General features: G+C 71.6%; 11 protein-coding genes. 7 read left to right on the forward strand and 4 right to left on the reverse strand.

Annotated features, from left to right (window positions below; all coding sequences use genetic code 11):
* Positions 1–20 precede the first annotated feature (20 nt).
* The 5 genes from ACIBNE_RS37225 (at position 21) to ACIBNE_RS37245 (ending at position 7226) form a co-directional block, all read left to right on the forward strand.
* Positions 21–1139 (forward strand): sugar ABC transporter substrate-binding protein, encoded by a 1119-nt coding sequence (locus ACIBNE_RS37225; protein WP_399279747.1) that lies wholly within the window; start codon positions 21–23, stop codon positions 1137–1139.
* Positions 1140–1317: 178 nt separating this feature from the next.
* The gene (locus ACIBNE_RS37230; RefSeq protein ID WP_399279749.1) at positions 1318–2106 is read left to right on the forward strand and encodes an ATP-binding cassette domain-containing protein; all 789 of its coding nucleotides are present in this window, start codon (positions 1318–1320) and stop codon (positions 2104–2106) included.
* Positions 2103–3407, forward strand: coding sequence for a sugar ABC transporter permease (locus tag ACIBNE_RS37235; protein WP_399279751.1), 1305 nt, complete (start codon positions 2103–2105; stop codon positions 3405–3407). The genes ACIBNE_RS37230 and ACIBNE_RS37235 overlap by 4 nt, the downstream gene beginning before the upstream one ends.
* Before the next feature lie 224 nt (positions 3408–3631).
* The gene (gene dxs / locus ACIBNE_RS37240) at positions 3632–5557 is read left to right on the forward strand and encodes a 1-deoxy-D-xylulose-5-phosphate synthase (protein WP_399279754.1); all 1926 of its coding nucleotides are present in this window, start codon (positions 3632–3634) and stop codon (positions 5555–5557) included.
* Positions 5558–5753: 196 nt separating this feature from the next.
* Positions 5754–7226 (forward strand): amino acid permease, encoded by a 1473-nt coding sequence (locus tag ACIBNE_RS37245; protein WP_399279755.1) that lies wholly within the window; start codon positions 5754–5756, stop codon positions 7224–7226.
* 27 nt (positions 7227–7253) lie between these two features.
* Here ACIBNE_RS37245 and ACIBNE_RS37250 read toward each other — a convergent pair whose 3' ends face one another.
* Positions 7254–7622 carry an NTP pyrophosphohydrolase gene (locus tag ACIBNE_RS37250; protein WP_399279757.1) on the reverse strand — a complete coding sequence of 123 codons (369 nt, stop codon included), beginning with the start codon at positions 7620–7622 and terminating at the stop codon, positions 7254–7256.
* A gap of 46 nt (positions 7623–7668) precedes the next feature.
* Here ACIBNE_RS37250 and ACIBNE_RS37255 point away from each other — a divergent pair, with 46 nt between their 5' ends.
* Positions 7669–8178 carry a DinB family protein gene (locus ACIBNE_RS37255; RefSeq protein WP_399279759.1) on the forward strand — a complete coding sequence of 170 codons (510 nt, stop codon included), beginning with the start codon at positions 7669–7671 and terminating at the stop codon, positions 8176–8178.
* 90 nt (positions 8179–8268) lie between these two features.
* On the opposite strand, the gene ACIBNE_RS37260 is transcribed toward ACIBNE_RS37255, so the two are convergent.
* A complete protein-coding gene (locus ACIBNE_RS37260; RefSeq protein ID WP_399279761.1) occupies positions 8269–8736 on the reverse strand; it encodes a carboxymuconolactone decarboxylase family protein in 468 nt (155 codons plus the stop codon).
* Positions 8737–8783: 47 nt separating this feature from the next.
* Here ACIBNE_RS37260 and ACIBNE_RS37265 point away from each other — a divergent pair, with 47 nt between their 5' ends.
* On the forward strand, positions 8784–10205 hold the full coding sequence (locus ACIBNE_RS37265; protein ID WP_399279762.1) for a PLP-dependent aminotransferase family protein: 1422 nt from the start codon (positions 8784–8786) through the stop codon (positions 10203–10205).
* Positions 10206–10337: 132 nt separating this feature from the next.
* On the opposite strand, the gene ACIBNE_RS37270 is transcribed toward ACIBNE_RS37265, so the two are convergent.
* Both ACIBNE_RS37270 and ACIBNE_RS37275 read right to left on the reverse strand, forming a co-directional pair.
* On the reverse strand, positions 10338–12467 hold the full coding sequence (locus tag ACIBNE_RS37270; RefSeq protein WP_399279764.1) for a 3-hydroxyacyl-CoA dehydrogenase NAD-binding domain-containing protein: 2130 nt from the start codon (positions 12465–12467) through the stop codon (positions 10338–10340).
* Entirely contained in the window at positions 12464–13678 is a 1215-nt protein-coding gene (locus ACIBNE_RS37275; protein ID WP_399279767.1) for an acetyl-CoA C-acyltransferase, read from the reverse strand. The genes ACIBNE_RS37270 and ACIBNE_RS37275 overlap by 4 nt, the downstream gene beginning before the upstream one ends.
* Positions 13679–13777 lie beyond the last annotated feature (99 nt).

Here is a 13777-nt window from a genome sequence, read left to right on the forward strand (position 1 = left end):
TCGTCAGGGAGGTTTCGAAGATGAACACGCGTATGCGTCGTGCCGCCGTTGCCGTAGCCGCCACCGCCATGGCCGTGTCCCTCGCCGCCTGCGGCAGCGCCAAGGAGTCCGGCGACAAGGCCAAGGACTCCGGGGGCGGGAAGAAGGGGGACGAGCTCAAGATAGGGCTCCTCCTCCCGGAGAATCAGACGGCCCGCTACGAGAAGTTCGACAAGCCACTGATCGAGAAGAAGATCAGCGAGCTCACGAACGGCAAGGCCGAGGTCGTCTACGCCAACGCCAAGCAGGACGCGACCGTGCAGAACCAGCAGGTCGACACCATGATCACCAACAAGGTGGACGTCCTGATCGTCGACGCGGTGGACTCCAAGGCCATCGCGGGCGGCGTCAAGCGGGCCAAGGACGCGGGCATCCCGGTCGTCGCCTTCGACCGCCTCGCCGAGGGCCCCATCGACGCGTACACCTCCTTCGACAACGAAGAGGTCGGCCGGGTCCAGGGCAAGGCGCTCCTCGACGCCCTGGGCGCGAACGCCAAGGCGGGCCAGATCGTCATGATGAACGGCGCGATCACCGACCCGAACGCCAAGCTCTTCAAGCAGGGCGCCAAGTCCGTGCTCGAAGGCAAGGTGAACATCGGCAAGGAGTACGACACCAAGGAGTGGAAGCCGGAGAACGCCAACGCCAACATGGAGGCGGCGATCTCGGCCCTCGGCAAGGACAAGATCGTCGGCGTCTACTCCGCCAACGACGGCATGGCGGGCGGCATCATCACCGCCCTCAAGGCCGCGGGCCTCGCCAAGCTCCCGCCGGTCACCGGCCAGGACGCCGAACTCGCTGGCGTGCAGCGCATCGTGGCGGGCGAGCAGTTCATGAGCGTCTACAAGCCGTACGCCCCCGAGGCCGCGGCCGCCGCCGAGATGGCCGTCAAGCTGGCCAAGGGCGAGAAGCTCGACGCGATCGCCAAGTCCAAGGTCGACTCCCCGACCACCAAGGGCGTGCCGACCGTCCTCGTCCCGGTCGTCTCGCTGACCAAGGACAACATCAAGGACACCGTCCTCAAGGACGGCGTCTACACGATCGACGAGATCTGCACGGCCAAGTACAAGGCCGCCTGCGACGCGGCCGGCCTGAAGAAGTAGCCCCCTCCCGGGAGTGGAGTCCCCCTTTCCGTACGGGACTTGAGCCTCCCCCCGAAGCCTGTCCGACGCCCCGCCCCACCCCTGTTGGGACCCCGCTGCCGGGGCGGGGCGCCGGGCAGCACGCTTCTGTCCCCACCCGACTTCTGCACAACCTCCCGCCGGTCAGGCGGCGAAGGAGATGGTTCATGTGTCCGCTACGCCCGTGCTGGCGTTGCGCGGAGTCTCCAAGCGGTTCGGCGCCGTCCAGGCGCTCACCGACGTAGAGCTGGAGATCCACGCCGGTGAGGTCGTCGCCCTGGTCGGCGACAACGGCGCCGGAAAGTCCACGCTGGTCAAGACGATCGCCGGCGTGCACCCCATCGACGACGGCGCCATCGAGTGGCAGGGCCGCCGGGTCCAGATCAACAAGCCGCACGACGCCCAGAACCTCGGCATCGCGACCGTCTACCAGGACCTCGCGCTCTGCGACAACATCGACGTCGTCGGCAACCTCTTCCTCGGCCGGGAGCTGCGCAGGTACGGCGTCCTCGACGAGGTCGAGATGGAGCGCCGCTCCCGCGAGCTGCTGACCACGCTCTCCATCCGCATCCCCAGCGTCCGCATCCCGATCGCCTCGCTCTCCGGCGGCCAGCGCCAGACCGTGGCCATCGCCCGCTCGATGCTCGGCGAGCCGCGGCTCGTCATCCTCGACGAGCCGACCGCCGCCCTCGGCGTCGAACAGACCGCCCAGGTGCTCGACCTCGTCGAGCGGCTGCGCGAGCGCGGCCACGCCGTCATCCTCATCAGCCACAACATGGCCGACGTCAAGGCCGTCGCGGACCGCGTCGCCGTGCTGCGCCTCGGCCGCAACAACGGTGTCTTCGACGTGAAGACCACCTCGCAGGAAGAGATCATCTCCGCCATCACGGGCGCCACGGACAACGCCGTGACCCGCCGGGCGGCGCGCACCGCGGAGGTCCAGAAGTGAGCACCGAGAAGACCTCCCTCTCCAAGGCCGACGCCCCGGCCGCGACGGCGCCGGGCAACCCGGAGGCCGCGGCCGACGCGGTCACCGCCGTCGACCCCCGCCTCCTCGTGCGCGAGCAGGGCTTCGCCGGATACGTCACCGAGTTCAGGCGCAAGATGCGCGCGGGCGACCTGGGGTCCATACCCGTGGTCCTCGGCCTCGCCGTGATCTGGGCGATCTTCCAGTCCCTGAACTCGAACTTCCTCTCCGCCCAGAACCTCAACAACATCGCCGTCACCATGGTCGGCACCGGCATGATCGCCGTCGGCATCGTCTTCGTGCTGCTGCTCGGCGAGATCGACCTCTCGGTCGGCTCCGTGAGCGGCCTCTCGGGGGCCATCGTCGCCGTCGTGAGCGTCACCCACGGCATGTCGGAGTGGGTCGCCATCCTGGTGGCGATCGCCGCGGGCGCGGTCATCGGCGCGATCCACGGCTTCTTCTTCGCCCAGATCGGCGCCCCCGCCTTCGCCGTCACCCTCGCCGGGCTGCTCTTCTGGAACGGCCTCATGCTCCAGCTGCTCGGCGACACGGGCACCATCAACCTGGACTCCGAGGGCGTGGTCGCCAAGCTCACCACGTACTACTTCTCGGACGTCGCCGCCGCCTACGGGCTCGCCGCCGTCGCCGTGGCGGTCTTCTTCGCCTCCTCCTACCTCGACAGCCGCCGCCGCGAGGCCGCCAAGGTCCCCGCGCGCCCGCTGAGCGAGATCCTGCTCCGCACGGGAGTGCTCGCGGTCATCGCGTTCGTCGCCGCGTACGTGTTCAACCAGTACAAGGGCCTCCCGCTGGCCCTGGTGATCTTCCTCGCGGTGCTCGTCCTCACCGACTTCGTGCTGCGCCGCACCTCCTACGGGCGCAAGGTCTTCGCACTCGGCGGCAGCGTCGAGGCGTCCCGCCGCGCGGGCATCGACGTCACCATGATCCGGATCTCCGTCTACGCGATCTCCGGCACCTTCGCGGCGGTCGGCGGCATCTTCATCGCCTCCAAGATCGCCGCGGCCAACCAGGGCGCGGGCACCGGCGACCTGCTGATGAACGCCATCGCGGCGGCCGTCATCGGCGGCACCAGCCTCTTCGGCGGCCGCGGCCGCACCTGGAACGCGCTGCTCGGCGTGATGGTCATCGTGTCCATCCAGTACGGGCTGGCGCTGGAGGGCATCGCGACCCCCGTCCAGTACATGATCACCGGTGGGGTGCTGCTGGCCACCGTCGTGATCGACTCCGTCACCCGCAAGACCCAGAAGACCGCGGGCCGCGCCTGACGGCACCCCGGCCTCCTTCCGTGTGCCCGGCGCCACCCGGCGCCGGGCACACGCGCGCGCGGGGGCGTACGGCCGGGGCGCACGCGTGCGCGCCCGCGCACACTCGTGCGTTAGTACGCCTAATCGCGTGATGTATGACGCACCGCCCGATGACCGGCGCCGCGTGCGGAACATTAGACTCGACAGATCGGCCCGCTCGATCAGCTCAACGCAAGGAGGCACGGGTGGCTCTGCTGACCCGCATCAGGGGACCGCGCGACCTGGACCGGCTCACCCCCGAGCAGCTGGACCAGCTGGCGGCGGAGATCCGGGGCTTCCTGGTGGACGCCGTCTCCAAGACCGGCGGTCACCTGGGCCCCAATCTCGGCGTCGTCGAGCTGACCATCGCACTGCACCGGGTCTTCGACTCCCCGAAGGACAAGGTCCTCTGGGACACCGGCCACCAGAGCTACGTGCACAAGCTGCTCACCGGCCGTCAGGACTTCTCGAAGCTCAAGATGAAGGGCGGCCTCTCCGGCTACCCCTCGCAGGCCGAGTCCGAGCACGACGTCATCGAGAACAGCCACGCCTCCACGGTCCTCGGCTGGGCCGACGGCCTCGCCAAGGCCAACGAGGTCCTGAAGAAGGACGACCACGTCGTCGCCGTCATCGGCGACGGGGCCCTCACCGGCGGCATGGCCTGGGAGGCGCTGAACAACATCGCCGCCGCGAAGGACCGCCCGCTCGTCATCGTCGTCAACGACAACGAGCGCTCCTACGCGCCCACCATCGGCGGCCTCGCCAACCACCTCGCGACCCTGCGCACCACCGACGGGTACGAGCGGTTCCTCGCGCGCGGCAAGGACATCCTGGAGCGCACCCCCGTCGTCGGGAAGCCGCTCTACGAGACGCTGCACGGCGCGAAGAAGGGCCTCAAGGACTTCATCGCCCCGCAGGGCATGTTCGAGGACCTCGGCCTGAAGTACGTCGGCCCCATCGACGGCCACGACATCGAGGCCCTGGAGTCCGCGCTGACCCGCGCCAAGCGCTTCGGCGGCCCGGTCATCGTGCACTGCCTCACCGAGAAGGGCCGCGGCTACCAGCCCGCCCTCCAGGACGAGGCCGACCGCTTCCACGCCGTCGGCAAGATCCACCCCGACACCGGCCTGCCCATCGCCTCCTCCGGCCTCGACTGGACCTCCGTCTTCGGCGAGGAGATGGTCGAGCTCGGCCGCGAGCGCGCCGACATCGTGGCGATCACCGCCGCGATGCTCCAGCCGGTGGGCCTCGACAAGTTCGCCAAGGCGTTCCCCGAGCGGGTCTACGACGTCGGCATCGCCGAGCAGCACGGCGCGGTGTCGGCCGCCGGACTCGCCACGGGCGGGCTGCACCCCGTCTTCGCGGTGTACGCCACGTTCCTCAACCGCGCCTTCGACCAGGTCCTGATGGACGTCGCCCTGCACAAGTGCGGCGTCACCTTCGTCCTGGACCGCGCCGGGGTCACCGGCACGGACGGCGCCTCGCACAACGGCATGTGGGACATGTCGATCCTCCAGGTCGTCCCGACCCTGCGGATCGCCGCGCCGCGCGACGCCGACCAGGTGCGGGCGCAGCTGCGCGAGGCCGTCGCCGTGGACGACGCCCCGACCGTCGTGCGCTTCTCCAAGGGCGCGGTCGGCCCGGCCGTCAAGGCGGTCGGCAGGGCCGGCGGCATGGACGTGCTGCGCGAGGCGGGCGTCGAGGGCGGCGAGCGTCCCGACGTGCTGCTCGTCTCGGTCGGCGCGCTCGCCCCGATGTGCCTGGAGATCGCGGACCTGCTCGACGCGCAGGGCATCTCCACGACCGTCGTCGACCCGCGCTGGGTCAAGCCCGTCGACGAGGCGATGGCTCCGCTGGCGGAGCGGCACCGGGTCGTGGTGACCGTCGAGGACAACAGCCGCGTGGGCGGCGTCGGTTCGGCGATCGCGCAGGCTCTGCGGGACGCGGGGGTGGACGTGCCGCTGCGGGACTTCGGCATTCCGCCGCGGTTCCTCGACCACGCGTCGCGCGGCGAGGTCCTCGCGGAGATCGGGCTCACGGCGCCGGACATCGCCCGCCAGGTGACGGGGCTCGTCGCGAAGCTCGACGGCCGCTTCGAGAACGCGGCGTCGGCGGAGGCGGCCCGGGACTGAGGAGCACCGGCCCGCTGGGACTGAGGAGCACCGGCCCCCCGGGACTGAGGGGCGCCGACCCACGTCAATGCCCCGCTCGGCCCGCCCTGGAAGGGTGGTCCCGGCGGGGCATTCGCGTGAAATCACGCGTTCGGCCGTGCCGTCCCAGGGCACCCGTCTCGATCATGGCGTGAACCGATCGAGCTGGAGGTCCCCGGTGGGCGGCACACTCTTCCGTACGAAATCCATCGAGCAGTCCATCCGGGACACCGAAGAACCCGAGCACGCCCTCAAGAAGTCCCTCTCCGCCCTCGACCTCACGGTCTTCGGCGTGGGCGTCGTCATCGGCTCCGGGATCTTCGTCATCACGGGCACCGCGGCCAAGGACTACGCGGGTCCCGCCGTCACCCTCTCGTTCGTCGTCGCCGCGGTCGTCTGCGCGCTCGCCGCGCTCTGCTACGCCGAGTTCGCCTCGACCGTCCCGGTCGCGGGCTCCGCGTACACCTTCTCCTTCGCGACCCTCGGCGAGCTGCCCGCCTGGATCATCGGCTGGGACCTCGTCCTCGAACTGGCGCTCGGCTGCGCGGCCGTCTCCACCAGCTGGGCCGGGTACGTCCAGTCGCTCCTGGAGAGCTGGGGGATCCCGCTGCCCGAGGTGCTGCTCGGCCCGCCGGCCGACGGCGGCTTCGGCTTCAACATCGCCGCGTTCCTGCTCATCGCCGCCGTCACCGGCGTCATCGTCGTCGGCATGAAGCTCTCCGCCATGGTCACCTCGGTCGTCGTCGCGATCAAGGTGCTCGTGGTGCTCGTCGTGATCGCGGTCGGCGCGTTCTTCGTGAAGGGCGCCAACTACTCGCCGTTCGTGCCCGGGTCCAAGGAGACCGCGGGCGGTTCCGGCCTGGACTCCACCCTCCTGGAAGCGGTCTTCGGCTTCACGCCCGCGACCTTCGGAGTGATGGGCATCTTCGCCGCCGCGGCCGTCGTCTTCTTCGCGTACATCGGCTTCGACGTCGTCGCCACCGCCGCCGAGGAGACCCGGAACCCGCAGCGCGACGTGCCCATCGGCATCCTCGGCTCGCTCGGCATCTGCACCGTGCTCTACGTCGGCGTCGCGATCGTCGTCACCGGCATGCAGAAGTACTCCGAGCTGGACTCCGACGCCCCGCTCGCCGAGGCGTTCAAGGCCGTCGACCAGCCCTTCTGGGCGGGGCTCATCAGCTTCGGCGCGATCATCGGCCTCGTCACCGTCGTGATGATCCTGCTGCTCGGCCAGAGCCGGGTCTTCTTCGCGATGAGCCGCGACGGACTGCTGCCGCCGCTCTTCTGCCAGGTCCACCCCAAGTTCCGCACCCCCTACCGCTCGACGGTCGTCCTCGGCCTCGTCTCCGCGGTCATCGCGGGCTTCGTCCCGCTGGACGAGCTCGCCAAGCTCGTCAACATCGGCACCCTCTTCGCCTTCGTCGTCGTCGCGCTCGGCGTGAACATCCTGCGCCGCACCCGCCCCGACCTGCCCCGCTCGTTCCGCGCGCCGTGGGTGCCCGTGCTGCCGATCGCCTCGGTGGCCTGCTCGGTCTGGCTGATGCTCAACCTGTCGGTCGAGACGTGGCTGCGGTTCGGCGCGTGGATGCTGCTGGGCGTCGTCATCTACTTCGCGTACGGGCGCAGGCACAGCCGCGTCACGGCGGACTGACCGCCGCCGGGGGCTGCGGGGCCGGGGCTACGGGGCGCGCACGGTCCTGGGGCCCACGCACCGGGCGCCGTGCTCGGCCACCCGGCGGCGCAGCTCCCGGTCCGCGGTGACCACCACGCACGGTCCTTCGGCCCCCGCCGCCAGCTCCACGATCAGGTCGTCGCCGCTGCCGGGGGCCGCCGCCACCCGGACCCCGGGCACGGACTCCACGCCGCGCGCCCGCCCCTCGACCACCAGCACCACGTCGAGGGGCCCCGCGTGGGCCTCGATCCCCTCGTCGGCCACGGCCACGAGGCGGTCCCTGAGCCGCTCGGCCGCCCCGTGCCGGTCGCGCCACCAGCCGTCCGGTACGGATCCGACCACGTTCGCGCCGTCGACGATCAGCAGAGTTCGCACGGAAACGAGGGTGTCACGTCCGGCCGCGGCCGGTACGCTCCGCCCCATGATCGTCGACAACCGTCCGGCCCCGCCCCTGCTCGGTGACGAGCGCGAGACGCTGCGCGGCTTCCTGGACTTCCACCGGGCGACCCTCGCGATGAAGTGCGAGGGCCTGACCGACGAGCAGCTGCGCCGCCCGGCGTCGCCGCCCTCCACGCTCACCCTGCTCGGCCTCGTGCGGCACATGGCGGAGGTCGAGCGGACGTGGTTCCGCCGGGTCGTCGACGGACAGGACGTGCCGCTGGTGTGGTCCGACGAGATGGACTTCCAGGCGGCGTACGAGGCGGGGGACTGCACCCGCGACGAGGCGTTCGCCGCGTGGGAGGCGGAGGTCGCGCACGCGCGGCGCATCGAGGGGGCGGCGGCCTCGCTGGACGTGACGGCGTACCAGCCGCGGTGGGACGCGGAGGTGTCGCTGCGGCTGGTGATGAACCACATGATCCACGAGTACGCGCGGCACAACGGTCACGCGGACCTGCTGCGCGAGGCGCTGGACGGGACGGTCGGCGCGTAGCCCTCGCGCCGGGCGGGGTGGGGTGTGGCCCCGCGCAGCGGAACCCGCGCCCACCCGGGCCCGCAGGAACCCCCGCCCCCCGGCGGAGCCCTACTCCTCGCCCGGTGCCTTCGCCGTCGACAGCGCGATCCTGTTCCACGTGTTGATCGCGAACGTCAGCGCGAGCAGCTTCCCCAGCTCCTCCTCGTCGAAGTGCGCCGCCGCCCCCGCGTACACCTCCTGGGACACCCCGCCCCCGGCGACCAGCGTCACCGCCTCCGTGAGCGCCAGCGCGGCCCGCTCCTTCTCCGTGAAGAAGCCCTTCGCCTCCCGCCACACCGCGACCAGGTGCAGCCGCTCCTGGCTCTCGCCCGCCTTCGCCGCGTCCGTGGTGTGCATGTGCAGGCAGTACGCGCAGCCGTTGAGCTGCGAGGCGCGGATCTGGACCAGCTCGACCAGCGCGGGGTCGAGGCCGTCGCGGGCCGCCGCGTCCAGGGCGATGACCGCCTTGAACGCCTTCGGAGCGGTCTTCGCGAAGTCGATGCGGCGGGCTTCTTCGGTGTTCGTGTTCGTCGTCATGACCACTACGTTAAGGCGGTCAAAGACCTCGGCTAGGGTGCATTCCCATGGTGGAATCATGGGTCAATTCGGCGGAGCGCATCGGCAGCGACCTGCACCTGGAGCTCGCGGGCCCCGGCAGCCGCCGCGCCGCCCTCATCAGGGCGCTGCGCGACGCCGTACGGGACGGGCGCCTCGCCCCCGGCACCCGGCTGCCGCCGTACCGCTCCCTCGCCGCCGACCTCGGCGTCGCCCGCAACACCGTCGCCGACGCCTACGCGGAACTGGTCGCCGAGGGCTGGCTGACCGCGCGCCAGGGCTCGGGCACCCGCGTCGCCGAGCGCGCCGCGCCCGTACGCCCCGCGCGCGTGCCCAAGAAGGCCCCGACGCGCCCCGCGCGCCCCGCGCACAACCTCCTCCAGGGCCAGCCCGACGCCGCCTCCTTCCCGCGCTCCGCCTGGCTCGCCGCCTCCCGCCGCGCGCTGAACGCCGCGCCCAACGAGGCCTTCGGGCCCGGCGATCCGCAGGGCCGCCGGGAGCTGCGCGAGGCGCTCGCCGAATACCTGGCCCGCGTCAGGGGCGTGCGCACGGCCCCCGAGCGGATCGTGGTCTGCTCGGGCTTCGCCCACGCCCTGCGGCTCCTCTTCGGCGGCGGCGTCCTGCGCGGGCCGCTCGCCGTCGAGTCGTACGGCCTGCCCTTCCACCGCTCCCTGCTGGCCGCCGAGTCCGTCCGTACGGTGCCGCTCACCGTCGACGAACAGGGCGCCGACACCGGGGAGTTGGCGGGGCTCAAGGGCGTACGGGGCGTACTGCTCACCCCCGCCCACCAGTTCCCCACCGGCGGCCCGCTGCGCCCCGGCCGCAGGGCGGCGGCCGTCGACTGGGCCCGTACGAAGGGCGGGGTGATCCTGGAGGACGACTACGACGGGGAGTTCCGCTACGACCGCGAACCGGTGGGCGCCGTACAGGGGTTGGACCCCGAACGGGTGGTCTACCTCGGCTCGGTCAGCAAGAGCCTGTCACCGGCCGTCCGGCTGGGCTGGATGGTGCTGCCCGAGCACCTGGTGGAGCCCGTCCTCGCGGCGAAGGGCGAGCGGGAGGCGTGGGCGAGCGTCCTGGACCAGCTGGCGCTCGCGGAGTTCGTCGCGGGCGGGCAGTACGACCGGCACGTGCGCCGGATGCGCCAGCGCTACCGGGCCCGCCGCGACCGGCTCGTGGCCGAGCTCGCCGCCCGCGCGCCGCACGTCACCGCGACGGGCATCGCGGCGGGCCTGCACGCCGTGCTGCGGCTGCCGCCCGGCACCGAGCGCTCGGCCGTGAAGGCGGCGGCCTGGCGCGGCGTCGCGGTGGAGGGCCTGGCGGACTACCGCCACCCGGACGCGGTGCGGGGCCCCGCCCCGGACGGACTGGTGGTCGGGTACGCGACGCCCCCCGAGCACGGCTACGCGGCGGCCCTCGACGCACTGTGCGACGCGCTCCCGGAGGCGTGAGGGGCGGGTGGCGAGCCCGCCCGGGGTTCGTGGGCGCGTGCGGGCCGGTGCCCCACCCGCCGCACACGAAGGGGCCCGGTGCGCGCCGGACAGGCGGTGCGCACCGGGCCCCGGCCCGTAGAGCGACGAGCGCTACGCGGGCACGCTCGCCACGCCCGGAGCCAGGAACGGCTTGCCGTTCACCCGCTCAGAGACGCCCTCACGGTCCAGGTACGGCGTGATGCCGCCCAGGTGGAAGGGCCAGCCCGCGCCCGTGATCAGGCAGAGGTCGATGTCCTGCGCCTCGGCGACGACACCCTCCTGGAGCATGAGCCCGATCTCCTGCGCGACGGCGTCGAGCACGCGCGCCCGCACCTGCTCCTCCGTCAGCACCGAGTCGCCCTGCTTCAGCAGCGCGGCGACCTCCGGGTCGAGGACCGGCGCACCCGTGTCGTACGTGTAGAAGCCCCGCTTGCCCGCCTCGACGACGGCCTTGAGGTTCGGGGACACGGTGAAGCGCTCCGGGAAGGCGCGGTTCAGCGTCTCGGACACGTGCAGGCCGATCGCCGGGCCGACCAGCTCCAGCAGGACCAGCGGCGACATCGGCAGGCCCAGCGGCTCGACGGCCTTCTCGGCGGTCTCGACCGGCGTGCCCTCGTCGATGACGTTCTGGATCTCGCCCATGAAGCGGGTGAGGATGCGGTTCACCACGAACGCCGGGGCGTCCTTGCAGAGCACCGCGGTCTTCTTCAGCTTCTTCGCGACGCCGAAGGCCGTCGCGAGCGAGGCCTCGTCCGTCTGCTCGCCGCGCACGATCTCCAGCAGCGGCAGGATCGCGACCGGGTTGAAGAAGTGGAAGCCCACGACCCGCTCGGGGTGCTTGAGCCCCGACGCCATCTCGGTGACCGACAGCGAGGAGGTGTTCGTGGCGAGGATCGCGTGCGCCGGGGCGACCGCCTCGACCTCGGCGAACACCCGCTGCTTGACGCCCATCTCCTCGAACACGGCCTCGATGACGAAGTCCGCGTCGCCGAAGCCCTCGGCCTTGTCCAGGACGCCGGTCACCAGGCCCTTGAGGCGGTTGGCCTTGTCCTGGTTGATGCGGCCCTTGCCGAGCAGCTTCTCGATCTCGGCGTGGACGTAGCCGACGCCCTTGTCGATGCGCTCCTGGTCGATGTCGGTGAGGACCACCGGCACCTCCAGGCGGCGCAGGAAGAGCAGCGCCAGCTGCGAGGCCATCAGGCCCGCGCCGACGACGCCGACCTTGGTGACCGGGCGCGCCAGCGACTTGTCCGGCGCGCCGGCCGGGCGCTTGGCGCGCTTCTGCACCAGGTTGAAGGCGTAGATGCCGGAGCGCAGCTCGCCGCCCATGATGAGGTCCGCGAGCGCGGTGTCCTCGGCGTCGAAGCCCTGCTGGAGGTCGCCGTCCTTGGCGGCGGCGATGATCTCCAGGGCGCGGTAGGCGGCCGGGGCCGCGCCGTGCACCTTGGAGTCGGCGATCGCCCGGCCGCGCGCCACGGCGGCGTCCCACGCCTCGCCGCGGTCGATCTCGGGGCGCACGACCTCGGTCTCGCCCTTCAGGACCTCGGCGGTCCACACGAGCGAGCGCTCCAGGAAGTCCGCGCCCTCGAAGATCGCGTCGGCGATCCCGAGCTCGAAGACCTGCTTGCCCTTGAGCTGACGGTTCTGGTTCAGGGAGTTCTCGACAATGACCGAAACCGCTCGGTCGGCGCCGATCAGGTTCGGCAGCAGCGCGCAGCCGCCCCAGCCCGGGACGAGCCCGAGGAAGACCTCGGGGAGCGAGAACGCCGGGATGGCCTTCGAGACGGTGCGGTACGTGCAGTGCAGCCCGACCTCGACGCCGCCGCCCATCGCGGCGCCGTTGTAGTACGCGAAGGTCGGCACGGCCAGGCCCGCGAGACGCTTGAAGACGTCGTGGCCGCCCTTGCCGATGGCCAGCGCGTCCTCGTGCCGCTTCAGCAGCTCGACGCCCTTGAGGTCGGCGCCGACGGCGAAGATGAACGGCTTGCCGGTGAGGCCGACGCCGACGACGGAGCCGTCCGCGGCCTCCTTCTCGACCTGGTCGATCGCGGCGTTCAGGTTCGCCAGCGACTGCGGCCCGAAGGTGGTCGGCTTGGTGTGGTCCAGGCCGTTGTCCAGCGTGATGAGCGCGAAGCGCCCGGCGCCGTACGGCAGGTCGAGGTGGCGCACGTGCGCCTGGGTCACGACCTCGTCCGGGAACAGCTCGGCCGCACCCTTCAACAGCTCGGCGGTGGTGCTCACTTGCCCTCCCAGTGGGGGTTCTCCCAGATGACCGATGCGCCCATGCCGAAGCCGACGCACATGGTCGTCAGGCCGTAGCGGACGTGCGGCTGCTCCTCGAACTGCCGCGCCAGCTGCGTCATGAGACGCACGCCGGAGGATGCCAGCGGGTGGCCGAAGGCGATGGCGCCGCCGTACTGGTTGACGCGCGCGTCGTCGTCGGCGATGCCGTAGTGGTCCAGCAGCGAGAGGACCTGGACGGCGAAGGCCTCGTTGACCTCGAAGAGCCCGATGTCACCGATGGTGAGACCGGCCTTCTTGAGCGCCTTCTCGGTGGCCGGGATCGGCCCGTAGCCCATGACCTCGGGCTCGACGCCGACGTACGCGTAGGAGACCAGCCGCATCTTGACGGACAGGCCCTGCTCGCGGGCGAAGTCCTCGGAGGCCAGCAGCGAGGCCGTGGCACCGTCGTTGAGGCCGGCCGCGTTGCCCGCGGTGACGTTCCCGTGCACCCGGAACGGCGTCTTCAGGCCCGCCAGGTTCTCCAGGGTGGTACCCGGGCGCATCGGCTCGTCGGCCGTGACCAGGCCCCAGCCGGTCTCGCCGACGTCGGGGTTGGTGCGGCGCACCGAGATCGGCACCAGGTCCTGCTGGATCTTGCCGTCGGCGTACGCCTTGGCGGCCTTCTCCTGCGAGCGCACGGCGTACTCGTCGGCGCGCAGCTTGGTGATGTGCGGGTAGCGGTCGTGCAGGTTCTCCGCGGTCATGCCCATGAACAGCGCGGACTCGTCGACCAGCTTCTCGCTGACGAAGCGCGGGTTCGGGTCGACGCCCTCGCCCATCGGGTGGCGGCCCATGTGCTCGACACCGCCGGCGAGGGCGGCGTCGTACGCGCCGAAGGCGATGGAACCGGCGACGCTGGTGACGGCGGTCATCGCGCCGGCGCACATCCGGTCGATGGAGTAGCCCGGCACGGACTGCGGCAGCCCGGCGAGGATGCCCGCGGTGCGGCCCAGCGTCAGCCCCTGGTCACCGATCTGCGTGGTGGCCGCGATGGCGACCTCGTCGATCCGCGCGGGGTCGAGCGCCGGGTTGCGGCGCAGCAGCTCCCGGACGGCCTTCACGACGAGGTCGTCGGCGCGGGTCTCGTGGTAGATGCCCTTCGGGCCCGCCTTGCCGAACGGGGTGCGGACGCCGTCGACGAAGACGACGTCCCTGACGGTACGAGGCACGATGGCTCTCCTCCAGGGTGCGGGGTGGCACTGCTGCGGGCACACGCCTAAGCGCGCGCTCTGCCCCCACACTACTCGCGGGTAACCAACATGCCCACC

The sequence above is a fragment of the Streptomyces sp. NPDC050504 genome, assembly GCF_044458065.1.
Classification (GTDB): domain Bacteria; phylum Actinomycetota; class Actinomycetes; order Streptomycetales; family Streptomycetaceae; genus Streptomyces.